The sequence below is a fragment of the Stenotrophomonas sp. TWI273 genome (assembly GCF_039674765.1).
In the GTDB taxonomy this organism is placed as follows: Bacteria; Pseudomonadota; Gammaproteobacteria; order Xanthomonadales; family Xanthomonadaceae; genus Stenotrophomonas.
The window spans coordinates 86,700-105,263 of record NZ_JBDJOA010000008.1; the positions used below are offsets into that span (position 1 = coordinate 86,700).

At 67.1% G+C, this 18,564-nt stretch carries 16 protein-coding genes; 14 read left to right on the forward strand and 2 right to left on the reverse strand.

Annotated elements, in window-relative coordinates:
* The first annotated feature begins 159 nt into the window (after positions 1–159).
* From rodA to ABE571_RS12675, 4 genes are all read left to right on the forward strand, one after another.
* Entirely contained in the window at positions 160–1,260 is a 1,101-nt protein-coding gene (rodA, locus tag ABE571_RS12660; protein ID WP_313219570.1) for a rod shape-determining protein RodA, read from the forward strand.
* Positions 1,261–1,861: 601 nt separating this feature from the next.
* On the forward strand, positions 1,862–3,007 hold the full coding sequence (gene mltB / locus ABE571_RS12665; protein WP_346493797.1) for a lytic murein transglycosylase B: 1,146 nt from the start codon (positions 1,862–1,864) through the stop codon (positions 3,005–3,007).
* Complete coding sequence (locus ABE571_RS12670) at positions 3,004–4,323, forward strand: septal ring lytic transglycosylase RlpA family protein (protein ID WP_313219571.1); 1,320 nt, start codon at positions 3,004–3,006, stop codon at positions 4,321–4,323. The genes mltB and ABE571_RS12670 overlap by 4 nt, the downstream gene beginning before the upstream one ends.
* A 105-nt stretch (positions 4,324–4,428) precedes the next feature.
* Positions 4,429–5,646: a D-alanyl-D-alanine carboxypeptidase family protein gene (locus tag ABE571_RS12675; protein ID WP_152152282.1), complete on the forward strand. Its 1,218-nt coding sequence runs from the start codon at positions 4,429–4,431 to the stop codon at positions 5,644–5,646.
* Between the two features lie 155 nt (positions 5,647–5,801).
* Here the strand turns inward: ABE571_RS12675 and ABE571_RS12680 are convergent, their stop codons facing one another.
* Positions 5,802–6,866 carry a lipid A deacylase LpxR family protein gene (locus ABE571_RS12680; RefSeq protein ID WP_176988173.1) on the reverse strand — a complete coding sequence of 355 codons (1,065 nt, stop codon included), beginning with the start codon at positions 6,864–6,866 and terminating at the stop codon, positions 5,802–5,804.
* Between the two features lie 193 nt (positions 6,867–7,059).
* On the opposite strand from ABE571_RS12680, the gene ABE571_RS12685 reads away from it, so the two are divergent.
* The 7 genes from ABE571_RS12685 to gnd all read left to right on the forward strand — a co-directional run bounded on the left by ABE571_RS12685 (position 7,060) and on the right by gnd (position 14,452).
* Entirely contained in the window at positions 7,060–7,338 is a 279-nt protein-coding gene (locus ABE571_RS12685) for a DUF493 family protein (RefSeq protein ID WP_121041243.1), read from the forward strand.
* Positions 7,326–8,033, forward strand: coding sequence for a lipoyl(octanoyl) transferase LipB (gene lipB, locus ABE571_RS12690; protein ID WP_313211595.1), 708 nt, complete (start codon positions 7,326–7,328; stop codon positions 8,031–8,033). The genes ABE571_RS12685 and lipB overlap by 13 nt, the downstream gene beginning before the upstream one ends.
* Before the next feature lie 18 nt (positions 8,034–8,051).
* Positions 8,052–9,065, forward strand: a complete 1,014-nt coding sequence (gene lipA / locus ABE571_RS12695; RefSeq protein WP_313211596.1) for a lipoyl synthase — start codon at positions 8,052–8,054, stop codon at positions 9,063–9,065.
* Positions 9,066–9,304: 239 nt separating this feature from the next.
* Entirely contained in the window at positions 9,305–11,482 is a 2,178-nt protein-coding gene (locus ABE571_RS12700; RefSeq protein ID WP_313211597.1) for a carboxy terminal-processing peptidase, read from the forward strand.
* Positions 11,483–11,610: 128 nt separating this feature from the next.
* Complete coding sequence (locus ABE571_RS12705; RefSeq protein WP_346483292.1) at positions 11,611–12,243, forward strand: DUF2242 domain-containing protein; 633 nt, start codon at positions 11,611–11,613, stop codon at positions 12,241–12,243.
* Between the two features lie 22 nt (positions 12,244–12,265).
* Positions 12,266–13,546 (forward strand): hypothetical protein, encoded by a 1,281-nt coding sequence (locus tag ABE571_RS12710; RefSeq protein WP_346483291.1) that lies wholly within the window; start codon positions 12,266–12,268, stop codon positions 13,544–13,546.
* A gap of 3 nt (positions 13,547–13,549) precedes the next feature.
* Positions 13,550–14,452, forward strand: a complete 903-nt coding sequence (gene gnd / locus ABE571_RS12715; RefSeq protein WP_313211600.1) for a phosphogluconate dehydrogenase (NAD(+)-dependent, decarboxylating) — start codon at positions 13,550–13,552, stop codon at positions 14,450–14,452.
* A gap of 85 nt (positions 14,453–14,537) precedes the next feature.
* Here gnd and ABE571_RS12720 read toward each other — a convergent pair whose 3' ends face one another.
* Positions 14,538–15,578 (reverse strand): oxidoreductase, encoded by a 1,041-nt coding sequence (locus ABE571_RS12720; RefSeq protein ID WP_346483290.1) that lies wholly within the window; start codon positions 15,576–15,578, stop codon positions 14,538–14,540.
* Between the two features lie 170 nt (positions 15,579–15,748).
* Here ABE571_RS12720 and ABE571_RS12725 point away from each other — a divergent pair, with 170 nt between their 5' ends.
* The 3 genes from ABE571_RS12725 (at position 15,749) to ABE571_RS12735 (ending at position 18,561) form a co-directional block, all read left to right on the forward strand.
* Complete coding sequence (locus tag ABE571_RS12725) at positions 15,749–16,120, forward strand: BON domain-containing protein (RefSeq protein ID WP_313211603.1); 372 nt, start codon at positions 15,749–15,751, stop codon at positions 16,118–16,120.
* Between the two features lie 183 nt (positions 16,121–16,303).
* Positions 16,304–18,124, forward strand: a complete 1,821-nt coding sequence (locus tag ABE571_RS12730) for an ATP-binding protein (RefSeq protein ID WP_346483289.1) — start codon at positions 16,304–16,306, stop codon at positions 18,122–18,124.
* The gene (locus ABE571_RS12735; protein ID WP_313211605.1) at positions 18,121–18,561 is read left to right on the forward strand and encodes a response regulator; all 441 of its coding nucleotides are present in this window, start codon (positions 18,121–18,123) and stop codon (positions 18,559–18,561) included. Before ABE571_RS12730 ends, ABE571_RS12735 begins: the two co-directional genes overlap by 4 nt.
* Positions 18,562–18,564 lie beyond the last annotated feature (3 nt).

An 18,564-nucleotide genomic window follows, 5' to 3' on the forward strand; every position in this document is an offset into this window, starting at 1 on the left:
CGATGCGTGCGCCGTGGCCCGGCGGTACGCATCGGCTAAGGATTGCGGCGCCCGCGCGTGTTACGGTCCTGCGCTCGCGCCGGCCTGCCTGACGGGGCCGCTTTCTGTTCGCCGTGTCGCCTCCCGCTGTGCGTCGCGTCATCCACAGGAGTCGTCCGCATGGTCGAACTACTGCAGCGCGCACGCGCCGTGTTCCATTTCTTTTTCCGCACCCTGGATCTGCCCCTGGTGGGCGCGCTGTGCCTGCTGATGGTGGCCGGCCTGGCCGTCCTGCACAGCGTGGACGGGCCCGTGCATGCACAGGCGATGCGCTACGGCGCCGGGCTTGCCGCACTGTGGGGGCTGTCGCGGCTGCCGGTGGTGACGCTGCGCGCGTGGTCACCCTGGATCTACACGTTGTCCTTGCTGCCACTGCTGGCCGTCTATGTGGTCGGCACCGGCAAGTACGGCCAGCGCTGGTTGAACCTGGGCGTGTTCTACCTGCAGCCTTCCGAGCTGCTCAAGCTCAGTCTGCCGATGATGATGGCCTGGTACCTGCACAAGCAGCCGTTGCCACCACGGCCGCGCGCGGTGCTGACCGCCGCGTTGCTGATCGGTGGCCCGGCGGTGCTGATCCTGCTGCAGCCCAACCTGGGCACGGCCACGCTGGTGACTGCCAGCGGGGTATTCGCGCTGTTGCTGGCCGGCCTGCGCTGGTGGTGGATGGCCGTCGCGCTGGGTGGGTTGTCGGTGGCCGCGCCGCTGGCCTGGTTCGGCCTGCTGCGGCAATACCAGAAGGATCGCGTGCTGACCTTCCTGTATCCGGAGAACGATCCGCTGGGCACCGGCTGGAACATCATCCAGTCCAAGATCGCGATCGGCTCGGGCGGCATGCATGGCAAAGGCTGGGGGCAGGGCACCCAGGCCACGCTGGATTTCCTGCCCGAATACACCACGGATTTCGCCTTCTCGGTGCTGGCCGAGGAATTCGGCTGGGTCGGCGTGGCGGTGGTGCTCAGCCTGTTCCTGTTCGTCACCGCGCGCTGCCTGTGGATCGCCAGCCAGTCGCGTTGTGGTTATTCGCGCCTGCTGGTGGGCACCACCGGCCTGGTCTTCTTCGTCTATGTGCTGGTCAACGGCGGCATGATCTCCGGCCTGTTGCCGGTGGTGGGCGTGCCAATGCCGCTGATCAGTTATGGCGGCACTTCGGCGGTCTCACTGCTGGCCAGCTTCGGGCTGGTGATGGCGGCGCGGCAGCATCAGCCCGTCCATGCGACATGAGCTGTCGGCGCGACCGCGATTGCGCATGCCCAGCACACGAAAACGGTTTCAGGTGCAAACGTTGTCAACGCCTGGAGATAAAAGTGAGAAGTGGCGCACAGATATGGAGTGACTTGATCTCGATCAATGGACTTGTCGTAAACGGCCTGCACAATGGCGGCCCGCCAACAACGACGCGCTGAGCCAAGCATCGCGGATGGGGAGTCTGGCGGGGAGTAGTTGACCCAACAGGCAGAAGGGCGAGGCGCGCGCTGGGGAGATGCGCGCCGCGCCGCTGCCGATCGGGTCCGGTTTGGCCGGTTGCGTCTGCGGGGATGGGGACGCAACCGGCGAACCTCTTGTGCCTTCTGCATCTTTCTCAAAAGTGAGACGTGCGTTGCTCGATGGCCCTTCGCCGGGCGGCTGCGGTGAGCCGGACATGCGCCTGGCCGCATTGCCGCGCGTTCGAGACGGCGACGGCGTCTTCGTCAGACTATGAATGGGCGGGGGAGGCAGGGCCTGTCTACACACGGGCTTAACGGCCGCAAAGAAACTCAGGCAATCCGTTGAGATTCATGGTCTTAGGGGTTTTAATTCATCCATGACCTGCTAACCTGCCGCGATGATTCGACGCTCCCTGGCCTGCATGCTCACGCTCGGTTTGGTCGCTTGTGCGACCCAGCCGCAGACTCCTTCACCGACGCCGCAGGCCTCGGGTGTCCCGGTCACGCCGGCCGCCGGCAACAAGGGGCCCGCCGAAGCCGCCCCCGAAGCCGCCGGTGCCAATGCCGCCCCGGTCGATCTGACCCCGCTGCCCTTCGAGGTGGCCCGCGCCAACTTCGTGCGTGACACCGCCGCCCGCTACGGGATTCCCGCCGCGCAGATCCAGGCAACCCTGGCCCAGGCGCAGATCCGTGATCCGATCATCGCCGCGATGTCGCGCCCGGCCGAGCGGGTCAAACCGTGGAACGAATACCGGCCGATGTTCATCAGCCAGGCGCGGATCGAGGGGGGAAAGAAATTCCTCGCCCAGCACCGCGAGGAGCTGATGCGCGTGCAGCAGCGCACCGGCGTGCCGGCCGAAGTGATCGTGGCGATCATCGGCGTGGAAACCAGCTACGGCGGCAACACCGGTAGTTACCGCGTGCTCGATGCGCTGTACACGCTGGCCTTCAAATACCCGCGCAGCGGCGATCCGGCCAAGCTGGAGCGCGAAGTGCGCCGTGAGCTGTTCTTCCGCGACGAGTTGGCGCGCCTGTTCGCGCTGACCCGCGACGAGAAGCTCGACATCACCGCGATCAAGGGCAGCTACGCCGGCGCGATGGGCATGGGCCAGTTCATGCCGTCCAGCTATCTCGACTATGCGGTGGATGGCAACGGCGATGGCCGTCGCGATCTGTTCAACAGCTACGATGACGTCTTCTCGTCGATCGCCAATTACTTCGTCAAGAAGGGCGGTTGGGTGCGCGGTGGCCCGGTCGCCGTGCCGGCCACGCTGCAGGCCGGTCGCGAAGAATTCAATCCGACCGAATGGGCACCGACCTGGACCTTGTCCCAGTTGGCCCAGCGCGGTTACCAGCCCAGCGTCCCGGTCGCGGCCGGCCTGACCGCCACCCCGATCACGCTGGAAGGCAGCACCGGCAAGCAGTACTGGCTGGGCTTCCAGAATTACTACGCCATTACCCGCTACAACCTCTCGAAAATGTACGCGATGGCCGTGTACCAGTTGTCCCAGGCCATCGCCGGACAGGAGTTGCCGCCGGCATGAACACGATCGCACGCTCCAGATGGCTGATCCCGGGTCTGTTGATACTGGCACTGGCCGCCTGCAGCAGTGCGCCGAAAAAACCGGGTGGCAGCACTGCCGGCAGCAGCAAACCGTCCGGCGCGGTGGTGCAGGGCAAGGGCGGACGCCCGGCGCATTGTCCTGACGGGTCGCCCTACAAGGCGGCGGCGGAAGATCCGAGCACGCGCGGTGACTACCGCGCCGGCGGCCTGTACAAGCCCGGCGTGAATGACAGCACCCCCACCTACATCCCCAACGTGGCCTGCATCCCGGAGCCGGAAGTGGTCGATCTGCCGCGCTCGGCGATCGGCAACAAATCGCCGTACGTGGTGCTGGGCAAGCAGTACCAGGTGATGGACAAGACCCGCGGCTATGCCGAGAAGGGCACGGCCTCGTATTACGGCGCCAAGTTCCATGGGCGCCTGACCTCCAACCGCGAGGTGTACGACATGTACGCCTTCACCGCCGCGCACAAGACGCTGCCGTTGCCGAGCTTCGCCCGCGTCACCAACCTGGACAACGGCGAATCGGTGATCGTGCGGGTCAACGATCGTGGCCCGTTCCACGATGGCCGCGTGGTCGACCTCAGTTATGCCGCCGCGGTGCGCCTGGGCATCACCCAGCGCGGCACCGGCAACGTGGAAGTACGCGCGCTGGCCCCGGGGGATGACAACCTGCTGGCCGACAAGCCCAGCCGTCGCGAGCGCCGCGAGGTTGCCGCCGCTGCGGCGGCCGCCACCACGGCCAGCGCTGCCGCGGCACGCCGCGCCAGCGACATGGATGCCCTGGTCGGCAAGCTGCCGGCCGCCACGGCCACGGCAGCCGCCGCCAAGCCGGCCGGCGAGCAGTACCGCTACCGCGTGGCCGACTCGGCCAAGCCGGGCAACGCCGACAACTTCGATCACTGGATGCGCGACAACGGCGTGCGCGTGGCGACCGGCAAGCCCGCCACCACCCAGGCCGCCAGCGTCAACAGCGCCCCGGTCGCGGTGGCCGCGTTGCCCGCCGCCGCACCTGCAGCGCGCCCGGCACCGGCGCCCAGCGCGACGCTCTCCCAGCAGGTGCTCGGCAGCGTGCTGCTGCAGGTCGCCAGCTTTGCCAGCCGCGACAACGCCACCCGTGCGCTCGGCCAGTTGTCCTCGGCGGGGATCGCCGGGGCCAGCATCAGTGACATCGTCAGTGGCGGGCGCACCCTGTGGCGCCTGCGCGTGCCGGCCCCCGACCATGCCAGTGCCTCGGAACTTGCCGGCCGGATTGCCGGTCTGGGCTTCGGGGCGCCGCAGATCGTGAAGGACTGAGCCTTCCGCTGCCCGCGGCACGCCAGCGCGTGCCGCCGCTCCTTGGGCCTACAATGCCCCTTATCCCTCATCCCCCCTTGGCGCCCTCCAGGAGCTTGCTGTCCGATGAAATTCCGCTTTGCCGCCGCTGCCATGGCCACGACCCTGTTCGTGGGCATGGTTTCCGCCCAGACCCCCTTGCCGACCCCGGCACCGGCGCCTGCTCCCGCCGCCGCCGCACCGGCCACCGTGGCCACGCCGCCGGCCCCGAAGCCCAGCGTCTCCAAGGCCTGGATCCTGATGGATTACGCCACCGGGCAGGTCCTGGCCGGTGAAAACGTGCACGAACAACTGGCCCCGGCCAGCATCACCAAGGTGATGACCTCGTATGTCGTGGCCGCCGAGGTCAAGAACGGCAAGGTCCGTACCGACGACCAGGTGATGATGAGCGAGCGCGCCTGGCGCGAGGGCGGCGCCGGTACCGACGGCAGCTACAGCGGCTTCCCGGTCAACCAGACCGCGCGCCTGGAAGACATGGAAAAGGGCATGGCGATCCAGTCCGGCAACGATGCCGCGATCGCCCTGGCCGAGCACGTCGCCGGCAGCGAAGAAGCCTTCGCCTCGCTGATGAACAGCTACGCCGCCAAGATCGGCATGAAGGACTCCCACTTCGTCAACGCCCATGGTCTGAGCGCCCCGGGCCACCACACCACCGCCTATGACCTGGCGCTGCTGGGCCGCGCGATGGTGCGTGACTACCCGGAGACCTACGCCTACAACAAGGTGAAGGAATTCACCGTGGGCAACATCACCCAGCCCAACCGCAACCTGCTGCTGTGGCGCGACCAGAGCGTGGACGGCATCAAGACCGGCCATACCTCCGAAGCCGGCTACTGCCTGATGAGTTCGGCCCAGCGCGGCGACCAGCGTCTGGTGGCGGTGGTCCTCGGTGGCGGTTCGGAAAAGCAGCGCGCCGATGACAGCCTGGCGCTGCTCAACTGGGGCTTCCGCTTCTTCGAAACCCACCGCATGTACGAGCCGGGCAAGGTCGTGGCCGAGCACAAGGTGTGGAAGGGCAAGACCGCCACGCTGCAGCTGGGCGTGGCCCAGCCGATGCTGGTCAGCGTCCCGCGCGGCCGCTACAACGATCTCAAGCCGAGCATCGATGTTCCCAAGACCCTCGAGGCCCCGTTCACCGCTGGCCAGCAGGTCGGCACGCTGAAGGTGATGCTGGACAACCAGGTCGTCGCCCAGGCGCCGCTGGTGGCCGTGGCCGCCGTGGAAGAAGCCGGCTTCTTCAAGCGTCTGTGGGACAGCTTCTGGATGTGGTGGGAATCGGAGTAATCCGGTTCGACCGCAGTGAAAAAAGACCGGCGCATGCCGGTCTTTTTTTGGGGTGGGCGATGGGCCGTGTGGGGGTGTGCCGACCAATGGTCGGCAGCTACCAGGTGAACCGGTGCGGATCCGGGTAGTGCCGGCCGCTGGCCGGCTCCTCGCACTTACAGCGACCGGCTGATCGTGAAGCTGCCAAACACCGGCGCCTCGCGCTGCCCATCGAACTCGCGCGTGCTGTGGTAGCGCGCCAGCGCGAACTTCCAGCGCCCACGCATCACCGCCAGCCCGTACCCGGCCTGGCCGACCACATGTCGCTTGTCGACACTGTGGCTGTTGCGGAACGTGTTGCCGTCCAGCGTGATATCGCGGATCACCCACGCCGCATCGGTCGTGGCGAACAGATGCCACGACCACCCGCTCGGCTTGCCACCGCGCGTCGGCGCCGTGTTCTCACCGGCCGGGCGCAGGGGGGTACTGCCGAAATCGTCCGGCAGCTTCCAGCCGAAGCGCACTTCGCCACCGGCATTGAGGTGCGTGGCCAGGTTGCCCACCGCGCCACCGTAATGGCTGATCGCATCCCAGCCCCAGCCGCCCAGGTTCTCCGTGGCATCGGCCGGCCACCGGCGCATCCGCTCGTGGGTCAGCATGAACACCGGCTCGTTGTGCAGCTGGTTGTCCCAGCCCTGGAACTTCTCATCGCCCAGCAGCTCGTGCACCGCGTTCTGCACTTCTTCGCCCTGTGCCCAGGGCCCGACCACGCCCAACGCCAGCTGCGTTGTCTGCAGCCGGTCGCCGCGGCGCGCGTTGTACCCGAAGCTGCCGATCAGCACGCCCGCATACGGGCGGTCATCTTCGATCAGGTCCTTCCGGGTGAAATCGGTCGGGGTGAAAATTCCCTGGGCCAGGCTGAAGATCATGTTCTGCTGTTCGAACTCGCCCGGGTGCAGCCGCTCCAGGTGGCTGTTGACCCAGCGCGCCAGGCGCGGCAGGCATGGGTCGTCGGTGTAGTCGACCAGATTCGGCGACACGAAGGTGATCTGGGCCCCGTTGGTATAGCCCTGATCCTGGTCCTTGCCGCCGAACAGATCGTTGTCAACGCGGAAATTGACCTGCGGCGGATGCTCGCGCATCGCATCGGGCCCGCATTGGGAGGCAGCCTGGGCGGCAGGCGCCGCCAGGGCGAGGACACCGGCAAGCGCGGCCGGCAGCGCGAAGGGCTTCAAGGACATGGGATACCAGACAGGGATTTATTCTTTCTTAAGCTGGTACAGCGTAGTCAGAGCGTGATCCTGTGAACAGGGCTGCGCACGCACTGCTGCGTATCAGTGGCGATACAGGCGTTTTCACGTGCCGTTCGGTACCGCTGTGCGCACGATCAAGCAGTGCTTGGGTTCGGGCGCGGGCATCCCCATAATCCGGGTCATGGAGATCAAGTCTGACAACCCCGACCACGGCTTCCAGTTCCCCGGCCAGTTCGAACTCAGCGCCATGGGCGCGGCCGGCAACGACCTGGAACGCGAACTGCCGCGCCTGCTCGAGCTCGCCGGCCTGGAAGTGCTGACCGAACGGGTCAGCTGGAAACACTCGTCCAACGGCAAGTACGTGTCCGTGCGACTGGTGTTCAAGGCCGACAACCGCGAACAGTACGATGCCGCCCACAACGCGCTGCGCGACCACCCGGAAGTGAAGTGGACGCTGTAGCCAGCTGCGCCACTGCCGCGGCCCCGGGCGACCGGGCGCCGCAACCGGCCCTCGTGCGTGACCTCGGCCGCCAGCCCTATGCCCCGGTCTGGCACGCCATGCAGCGTTTCACCGATGCCCGCACCGATGCCACCCGCGATGAACTGTGGGTGGTCGAGCACGACCCGGTGTTCACCCTGGGCCAGGCCGGCAAGGACGAGCACGTGCTCGCCCCGGGCGATATTCCCGTTCTGCATGTCGACCGTGGCGGCCAGGTGACCTACCACGGCCCCGGCCAGCTGGTGATCTACCCGCTGCTGCAGTTGCGGCGACTGGGGATCGGCGTGCGCGACTACGTGTGCCGGATCGAACAGGCCATCATCGACACCCTGGGCGACTGGAACATCGGCGCCGAGCGCCTGGATGGCGCGCCCGGGGTCTACGTGGGCGGGGCCAAGGTGGCCGCGCTCGGCATCCGCGTCCGCCGCGGCTGCACTTTCCATGGCCTGTCCTTCAATGTGGCCATGGACCTGGAACCGTTCCGCCGGATCAACCCCTGTGGCTATCAAGGGCTGCAGGTGACCTCGGTGGTAGACTTGGGGGGACCGTCCGGCATGGCGGCCGTCACGCCGGTGCTGCTGGGCCATCTGGCCCGCCAGTTCGGCCTGGACCTCGAGCCGGCCGCTGAACTACCCGATTTGACTGACGCGGCGTGAACGCCGCCGACCAAGGCCATGACTGAAACCACCGCTCGCCTCATTCCCCTGCAGGTTGTGCAGGGCGACACGCCGTCCGCCGCCCCGTTGCAGACCGGCGTCAAACAGATCGGCGGTGACAAGATCGGCCGCTCGCCGGTGCAGTTCGCCGACGTGCCGGTGCTGCGCAAGCCGTCGTGGATCCGCGTGCGGATTCCCTCCGGCAACGCCGTGCAGAACCTCAAGGCCAAGCTGCGTGAGAACCGCCTCGTCACGGTCTGCGAGGAAGCCAGCTGCCCCAACATCCACGAGTGCTTCAGCCACGGCACCGCGACTTTCATGATCCTCGGCGAGGTCTGCACCCGTCGTTGCTCGTTCTGCGACGTCGCCCACGGCCGGCCCAAGCCGCCGGACGCCAATGAACCGGCCAGCCTGTCCCAGACCGTGGCCGACATGGGCCTGAAGTATGTGGTGGTGACCAGCGTCGATCGCGATGACCTGCGCGACGGCGGTGCCCAGCACTTCGCCGACTGCATCGGTGCCATCCGTGCCAGGTCGCCCAAGACCAAGATCGAAGTGCTGACCCCGGATTTCCGTGGCAAGGGCCGCATGGAGCGCGCGCTGGAGATCCTGGCGACCAACCCGCCGGATGTGTTCAACCACAACATCGAAACCGTGCCGGACCTGTACCGCAACGTGCGCCCGGGCGCGGATTACCAGTGGTCGCTGACCCTGCTCAAGAAGTTCAAGGCCCAGCACCCGGAGATCGCCACCAAGTCCGGCATCATGCTCGGCCTCGGCGAGACCCTGGAGCAGGTGCAGGCCACGCTGCGCGACCTGCGCGAGCACGACGTGGACATGATCACGATCGGCCAGTACCTGCAGCCGACCGCGCATCACCACCCGGTGCTGCGTTACTGGACCCCCGAGGAGTACAAGGCGCTGGAGGAGTACGGCAATGCGCTGGGCTTCAGCCACGTCGCTTCCGGGCCGATGGTGCGTTCGTCCTACCATGCCGACCGCCAGGCGGCCGACGCCGGCGTCGCCGGTTGATCCCGCGGGCCCTTCGGGGCCCGTTCTGCCAATCCCCACTCGTCTTTCCCCGGCCGCGGCCCTGAACCGCGGATGGCCGCAGGCCTGTGCCTGCCCGCCGTTCTCCCCGGTATTCACAAATTTCTCCAACGGCCTCGGTAGGCTGAAGGCCCCGGTGACAAACGCGGCAACTTTCGGCACTGTCGTGGTGTCTGTAATGCACGCAGTCTCTCCCTTGGCAAGGTGCCACGAGCTAGTCCATGAAATTCAAAGCCCCCGCATTCCTGATGGCCCTGGCGCTCACCGCGCCGATGGCACTGGCCGCCTACGCCGATTCGCCCGCGCTGCCTTCGGCTGCCACGGCCGACCAGGTGACCACCTCCAAGCTGGTCTACGGACTGCTCTCGGACAGCCGATACGCCTACCGGCCGCGCGCACTGGATGCGGCGACCTCCAAGGACGTCTTCAAGCGCTACCTGGAGTCGCTCGACAGCAGCAAGCAGTTCTTCACCCAGGCCGACATCACCCGCTTCGCCCCGTTCGAGGCCAACATCGCCACCGCCATCCGCGGCGGCGAGCTGGAACCGGCGTTCCAGGTGTTCGCGGTCTACAAGCAGCGCGTGGGTGAGCGTGTCGGCTATGCGCGCAAGCTGCTCAAGACCGATTTCGATTTCAGCACCGATGAGAAGTTCGAGTACGACCGCAAGGACGTGCCGTGGGCCGCGAGCAGCGCCGAACTGGACGATCTGTGGCGCAAGTCGGTCAAGAACGATTGGCTGCGCCTGAAGCTGGCCGGCAAGCAGCCGGCCGAGATCCGCAAGACGCTGGACAAGCGTTATGCCACGCTGGAAAAGTCGGTCAATGAGCTCAAGGGCGAGGACGTGTTCCAGTTCTTCCTCAACGCCTACACCAGCGCCGTGGATCCGCACACCGATTACTTCACCCCGCGCACCGCCGAGAACTTCAACCAGGCGATGTCGCTGTCGCTGGAAGGCATCGGCGCGCAGCTGCAGCGCCAGGACGACATGGTGGTGATCCGCGAGGTCATCGCCGGTGGCCCGGCCGCGGTCAACGGCACGCTGAAGCCGGGCGACCGCATCGTCGGCGTGGGCCAGGGCAAGTCCGGTCCGCTGGAAGACGTGATCGGCTGGCGCATCGATGATGTGGTGGCCAAGATCCGCGGCAAGAGCGATACCCAGGTCCGCCTGGAGTTCATTCCGGCCGAAGAGGGCGTCGACGGCAAGCACCACACCCTGGTGCTGACCCGCCAGAAGGTGCGTCTGGCCGAACAGGCCGCCAAGGGCGAGACCCTGACCATCCCGGCCAAGGATGGGGAGCCGGCCCGCAAGGTCGGCGTGATCAAGTTGCCCACCTTCTACCAGGACTTCGAAGGCCGCCGCCGCAACGCCGCCGACTATGCCTCTGCGACCCGCGACGTGGCCAAGCTGCTGGCCGGCTTCAAGGCCGACAAGCTCGATGGCGTGGTGCTGGACCTGCGCAACAACGGCGGTGGCTCGCTGGATGAAGCGATCGAACTGACCGGTCTGTTCATCGAACAGGGCCCGGTGGTCCAGGTGCGCGAGTCCGGTGGCCGCGTCACCGTCAACAGCGACCGCAGTGAAGTGGTGGCGTGGGACGGCCCGCTGGCCGTGCTGATCAACCGCGGCTCGGCTTCGGCGTCGGAAATCTTCGCCGGCGCCATCCAGGATTACGGCCGTGGCCTGGTGATCGGTGAGACCACCTTCGGCAAGGGCACCGTGCAGAACATCGTCGACCTCGACCGTTGGCCCAGTGGCGAGACCCAGCGCTTCGGCCAGGTCAAGCTGACCATCGCCCAGTTCTTCCGCGTCAGCGGCAGCAGCACCCAGCACAAGGGCGTGGTGCCGGATCTGGCCTTCCCGGCCAGTGTGGACGCCAGCGAGTACGGCGAAAGCACCTACGACAACGCTCTGCCGTGGACCCGTATCGCCGCCGTGCCGCACACCCAGTACGGCAACTTCGGCCCGCTGCTGCCCAAGCTGGAGAGCCGCCACGACACGCGCATCGCTGCCGACAAGGAGTTCCAGTGGTGGAACGAGGATGTCGAGCAGTTCCGCGCCGAGAAGGCCAAGAAGTACATCTCGCTCAACGAGGCCGAGCGCCGCGCCGAGCGTGAGAAGCAGGACAAGCAACGCACCGACCGCCAGGCCATCCGCAAGGAACTGGGTCTGGATCTGGATCCGTTGGCCGATGACAGCAATGACGACGGCCTGACCGGCAACGAGCGCGATATCGTCAAGGATGCCGCGCGTGAGAAGGCGGCCGAAAAGCGTCCGGATCCGCTGCTGCGCGAGTCGGCCGCGATCCTGGCCGATGCGGTCAACCTGTTGGAGGCCGACCGCCCGCTGTCGGCCCAGGTGCTGCCGCAGTCGACCGGTGTCGGCCGCTGGGCGGACTGACCGCCGCGGCAGCCCAGCTGAACCGGTGACAACTCCACAGGCCGCCCTTCGGGGCGGCCTGTGCATTTCCACCTCCTGCCAACGTGCGCAGGTCTATCCTTGCAGGCTGGATTTCCGCAGGAGCGGCCATGCGCTTTCGTCGTGTACGTTCGATCCCGCTGCTGGCGGCGGTCGCCGCCTTGACCGCCTGTGGCGGCCGCGCCGCTGACAGCACGCTGATCCGCGAGTCCTTCGACTCCGGCGATACCTATTCGCGCACCGTGCCCGGCCCGCCGGCCCAGGCCTGCGAGGCCGCGCGCCGCACCCTGCTCAGCCAGGGCTATGCGATCGCCCGCGCCGGCGATGACGCCGTGGAGGGCAACAAGAACTTCCAGCCCAAGGATGAAGAACACGAGCAACTGGTGCTGCGCATCTCCTGTGCGCCGCGCGGCGACCAGGCGCTGGTGTTCGTCAGTGCGGTGCAGGACCGCTACGCACTCAAGAAGAGCCCGACCTCGGCCAGCGTCGGCGTGGGCGCACTGGGCTCGGTGTCGCTGCCGTTCGGCAGCAACGACGACTCTCTGGTGAAAGTGGCCAGCAGCACCGTGCAGGACGCCACCTTCTACCGCCGCTTCTTCGAGCGCCTGCAGCAGTACCTGCCGGCCGCGGCCGTGCCCGAGCCGACGCCGCCGGCGGCCGCAGCACCGGCAGCGGCGCCTGCCACGGCCGTCGAGTCGACGCCTGCCGAGGTGGTGAGCGATACCCCGGCATCGCTGCGCTGAGCGGGCGGGGGTGGGGCAGGTCATGGCAGCAGGATCGCGGCGCTGGCATCGCTGTGCGCTCGCCGCGCTGCTGGGGCTGACCCCGGCGACCAGCGCGTGGAGCGCCGCCTCCTGCGCGCAGGGCGTGCTCGAGGATCTCGGCTGGCAGGTCGACGCCGCTGATATCGCCGCGCCGGTCGTGCACGGTGGTCCGGTCTGCGAACGTGCCGATCTGCGCCGGGCCCAGAGCGCCGGCGACCTGCGTGTGCAGCTGCCGCGCCAGTGGTCGGCGGCGCAGCGGCAGGCCTGGCTGCCCACGTTGTTCGATGACCCGGCCACGGTCTGCGCGTACGCCTTCCAGCTTGGCGCCGCCACGCGCCGCGCGACGACCGCGCTGCAGGACAACGATGGCTTCCGCTTCTCGGCACTGCAGCTGGGCTGGATCGGTTTCGGTGCAGGCGGCGCGCAGGCCAAGGGCTGGGAGCGCTTCCGCAGCTTCGGTCGCGGCTATCAGCCGGCCGAGGCCAACAGCGCGGCACTGCAGACCTTCTACGAGGGCCGCGTACGGGCCGAATGCGGGGTCGGCCGCCAGGTCGCGCAGTTGGCGACCCAGCGCGAGCTGTACGGCGATGCCGCGTTCGATCGCGAGTTCTCGGCCGATGAGCTCTCCATCGGCACCTTCCTGACCCTGCACGAGACCGACAGCATCCTGCTCGGCCGGCACGCCGGTGAGTTCCTGGCCGATGGCAAGGCGAAGCAGACCGCCCTGCGCGGGCGGCAGGCCTTCGTCGGCACGCCCGGTTTCATCGAGCACGTGTTCGAGCGGAAGTACCTGGACGACATCAACAACCAGGCCGAGAACTTCGTGGTGGTCGATGTCAGCGATGCGGCGGCACGCGCGCTGCGCGAGCACGAGGGCTTTGCCTATTACGACCAGATCAACCGGCGCATCTGGGCGCTGGCCCAGCGCATGCCGGGCCCGGGGCCGCGCCGGTTCGAGCGGCTGCTGATCGAGCGCGATCCGATCTGGCGGCGCGAGGTACCGGCCGAGCAGCAACCGCTGCTGAAGGAACTGGATGCCTTGCTGGACGATCCGTTCTACCAGGGGTTCCTGATTTACGTGCATCCTCGGGGTATACGTCCTATCGGGTACCACATCGCACGCCTGCTCGATCGCAATCCGCGTACACCGTTCGCGATCGAACTGGGGCTGCACAACCTGCATACCACGCTGTATCGGCGCTGGATCGACGCACGCCTTCGCCAGTGCGATTCCCCGCCGTCAGCGTTCCCGCAAGACAACACGACAACAGAGCAAAGGTGATTCATGGATATTGCAATGATCGGGCTGGGCCGCATGGGCGCGAACATGGCCGAGCGGCTGCACCGTGGCGGCCACCACGTGATCGGCGTCGATCCGGGTGAGGCCGCCCGCAGCGCGGCGGCCGCGCGTGGGTTCGAGGTCAGCGCCTCGATCGCCGAGACGCTCGCCGCGCTGCCGGTCCCGCGCGTGGTGTGGCTGATGGTGCCGGCCGGCGTGGTCGACCAGACCCTGGCATCACTCTCGCCGCATCTGTCCGAGGGCGATGTGGTGATCGACGGCGGCAACTCGTACTACAAGGACTCCATGCGCCGCAGCGAACAGCTGCAGGGCGAGGACGTGACCTACATCGATTGTGGCACCAGCGGCGGCGTGTGGGGCCTGCAGGAGGGCTACAGCCTGATGATCGGCGGTGACACGGCGGCGGTCGAACGGATCGGGGCGATCTTCCGCACCCTGGCGCCGGGCGAGGACCGTGGCTGGGCGCATGTGGGGCCGAGCGGGGCAGGGCACTTCTGCAAGATGGTCCACAACGGCATCGAGTACGGGATGATGCAGGCCTACGCGGAAGGCTTCGCGCTGATGCAGCACAAGACCGGGTTCAACCTCGATCTGGCGCAGGTGGCCAAGGCCTGGCAGCACGGCAGCGTGGTGCGTTCGTGGCTGCTCGATCTCAGTGCCGATGCACTGGGCCGCAACCCGCAGCTGGATGGCATCGCGCCGTACGTCGAAGACTCCGGCGAAGGCCGTTGGACCGTCGCCGAGGCGATCGATCTGGATGTGCCGGCCCCGGTGATCACGCTGTCACTGCTCGAACGGTTGCGCTCGCGCGAGAAGAATTCCTTCAGCGACCGTCTGCTGGCGGCGATGCGCAACGAGTTCGGCGGTCACGCGATCAAGACCACGTAACACGGATCGATGCGGGCCGGCCGAACCCCATCGTCCGGCCCGCATTCCTGCATGGCGTGGAGCTACGTGGGCTGGCGTGACCGATTCAAAGGGTCACCCGCCGCCCGCTGCGTGCACTCTCTGCGCCCGCATCCAGCAGGCGCATCAGCTGCAGCGCCTGCGCCGTGCTGACCGGCGCTTCGCCCACGCCCAGCATTGCATCGCGGAAGGCCGCATAGAACGCCCGGTAATCGCCGGGCATGTTGTCCACGGTGCTGCGCCGGGTGTGCCCGTCGGCATCGATCCGCACCAGATGACCGTGCTGCGGGTCCAGTCCCCAGCCCGGGGCGCCCGGGGCAATGCCTCGCCGCAGCTGATCCTCCTGCACGTCCAGCCCGTCCTTCAGATAGCTGCCGGCATCGCCATGCACGATGAAGCGCGGACCGGAGGCGGCCACCAGCGAGCCGGCATGCAGGATCGCGCGATGCCGGGGGTAATGCAGCACCGCATGGAAGTAGTCGTTGCCGAGCGCGTGTTCTCGCTGCGCCATCAGGTCCACACTGATCGCGCCGGGCCAGCCGAACAGCTGCAGCATCTGGTCCAGCAGGTGCGGCCCCAGATCCATCCACAGCCCGCTGCCGGGCGCATCGCTTTCGCGCCAGCGCTCGCGCACCTGCGGGCGGAAGCGGTCGAAGTGGGAATGGCATTCGGCGACGTGGCCGATACTGCCGCTGTCGATCACCTGCTTGAGCGTGAGGAAGTCGGCATCGTGGCGGCGGTTCTGGAACACCGTGACCACACGCTCCGCGTCGTGCGCGGCCTGCACCACCGATTCGGCTTCCGCCGCGGACAGCGCGAAGGGCTTGTCGACCAGCACATGTTTGCCCGCCGCCAGTGCCGCGCGCGCCAGCGGTGCATGCGCATCGTTGGGCGTGGCGATCACCACCGCGTCCACCGCCGGGTCATCGAACACCGCCTGCGGGTCATCGCAGATGCGCACATCAGTGAAGCTGCGCAGCAGGCGATCACGTTGCGAGCTTACGATGCTGTGCAGTGCAAGCCCTGGCGTATGCAGGATCAACGGCGCATGGAACACGCTGCCGGCCAGCCCGTAGCCGATCAAGGCGACCTGAAGTGTGGCGGCCATGGTGCGCTCCAACATAACGGGGCAGGACAGCGTAACGGCTGCGCGCGCGGGGCGGAAATCTGAACGATCCGGCGCCAACCTGAGTGGTTCACGGCAACGTTATGCGGCGCCCACGTCCTGTCCACGGCCGTGCACGGACACTGGCTGCACATCCGCAAAGGAATTCGAACATGACCAACACGACCCGTAATCTGCTTGCTGCTTCGCTGGCCCTGGGCATGGTGCTGGGCACCTCGACTGCCATGGCCAAGGATCCGCCGAAGACCGATCATGCCGCGATGACCCACGCCGACAAGCACGACTCGGCCGAGCCGGTCACCGACAGCTGGATCACCACCAAGGTCAAGACCGACCTGCTGACCAGCAAGAACGTCCCGGGTACCGAAGTGAAGGTGGAGACCGTCAATGGCGTCGTCACCCTGACCGGGACCGTGGCCAGCCAGGCCGAACATGACAAGGCGGTGCGCGTGACCCAGCAGATCAAGGGCGTCAAGCGCGTCGATGCTGCCAACCTGAAGGTGGCTGCGACCGCCGCACGCTGAGCCCCACCGCTGCATCGCTGAACAGGGCGCGCCTTCGGGCGCGCTCTTTTTTTTGCAGGCCGCCTGCCCCGTATTCACAAAGGGGTGGAGTATATTCACCGCTTCGCCATTGCCGATGGGGCTGCGCGGGCCGGCGCTGCCGCCTGGGCCGGGTCGTCGATGGCATCGAGCTGAAGAGGGACTATGGCGCTGGTGTTCAGTGATCAAATCTGGGACCGCTGGCGTCTGCCGGCCTTGGCCCTGGCGGCGGTAGCCATCATCGTGGTGCCGTGGCTCACCCTGCGCAAGCTGGCCAATGACAACATCGATGCGATGAACTGGGTCACCCATACCCAGGATGTCGGGGTGGCGGTCTACCAGCTGCAGGCCGATGTCCGCGATGTGGAATCCGCGGCGTTGACGATGTCCAAGGGCATCGATGCCCCCGGCCTGCGTGAGCGGTTGGCCCAGGCCGACGACATTCCCGGGCGGCTGGCGCGGTTGGCCGAACTCACCCGCGACAATCCCGATCAGCTGGTCCGGATCGGTCGCATCCAGTCCATGCTCGAGCGCCGGATGGAACTGGCCAAGCAGTTGGCCCGTTCCTCGCCCGATGCCGATCAGCGCCAGCTGGTGGCCGACCTGACCACGCGCTACCCGATCCGCAGCCTGGTGGAAGAACTCCAGGCCACCGAGGAACAGCTGCTCAAGCAGCGCTCAACGCTGTTTGCCGCACAGCAGCGGCAGGGCGAGTTCGTCTCCTGGTCGGCGCTGGTGGTGCAGTTGCTGTTGCTCGGCCTGGTGCTGTGGCTGTTGCAGCGGCAGATCCGCCATCGCCTCTCCGCCGAACGTGCCTCGCTGCGCGCGGCCGAGCGCGCGGCCTCGGTGCTGCATACCGTGCGCGAACCGATCGTGCTGCTCGACCGCAGCTTGCGGGTACAGATGCACAACCCCGCGTTCGCCGAACTGTATGGGCTGGACGAGGAGACATCGCCCGAGGGGCTGCCGCTGGACAGCATCGGCGACGGTGCCTGGGCCGATGCGGTGGTCCGCCAGCGTCTGACCGATGTGCTGCTGCGCGGCCGCGAGCTGTGGGACTACGAGCACGAACAGCGCACCGCCGATGACGTGGTGCGCATCATGCTCATCAACGCGCGGCGCATGCCGTTGCCCGACAAGGACGACGAAGTGGTGCTGATGACGGTCAGCGATGTCACCGTCCAGCGCGCCGTGCAGCTGCGGGTGGAAGAGCTCAATCGCCAGCTGGAAGGGAAAGTAGAGCAGGTCTCCGAGGTCAACCGCGAACTGGAAGCATTCAGCTACTCCGTCTCGCACGATCTGCGCGCGCCGCTGCGCCACGTGGCCGGCTTCTCGGACAAGCTGACCCGCCACCTGGGCGAGGGCGCGGACGAGAAGTCGCTCCATTACCTTGGCGTGATTTCCAATTCGGCCAAACGCATGGCCGCGTTGATCGACGACCTGCTGGTCTATTCGCGCCTGGGCCGGGCGGCGATGCGGCTGCAGGCCGTGGACATGCAGTCGCTGGTGGCCGACACCCGCGCCATGCTCGATGCCAACCAGCAGAGCGAGTCGGAGAACAGCGGGGTGCCGCACCATATCGACTGGAAGATCGCGCCGCTGCCGATCATTGTTTCCGATGAAAACATGATGCGGCAGGTCTGGCTGAATCTGCTCGGCAACGCGATCAAGTATTCTTCCAACCGCGAGCCGGCCCGGATCGAGGTCGACTACAAACTGCAGCCGGACGGCAGCCATCTGTTCACCGTGCGCGACAACGGCGCCGGGTTTGACATGGCTTACGCCGGCAAGCTGTTCGGGGTGTTCCAACGGCTGCACAAGGCCAGTGACTACCCCGGCACGGGCATCGGCCTGGCCAGTGTCCGCCGGGTGTTGACCCGCCACGGGGGCCGTATCTGGGCCGAGTCGGCGGTCGATCAGGGCGCCACGTTCCACTTCGTTCTTCCACCCGCGCTCGACGCAATCAACAAGGGCTCCGCCGCATGACCGCTCTCCGTACCATCCTCCTTGCCGAGGACAGCCCCGCCGACGCCGAGATGGCCATCGACGCATTGAAGGAGGCCCGCCTGGCCAACCCGATCGTGCACGTCGAAGACGGCGTGGAAACGATGGATTACCTGCTGCGCCGTGGCGCCTTCGCCAACCGCGATGAAGGCCTGCCGGCCGTGCTGCTGCTGGATATCAAGATGCCGCGCATGGATGGGCTGGAAGTGCTCAAGGAAATCCGCAACACCGAGGAGCTCAAGCGGCTGCCGGTGGTGATCCTGTCGTCCTCGCGCGAGGAAAGCGATCTGGCGCGCAGCTGGGACATGGGCGTGAACGCCTACGTGGTCAAGCCGGTGGACGTGGACCAGTTCTTCGGCGCCGTGCAGACCCTGGGCAAGTTCTGGGGCTTGATCAACCAGGCACCGGAGATCGAGTAAGCC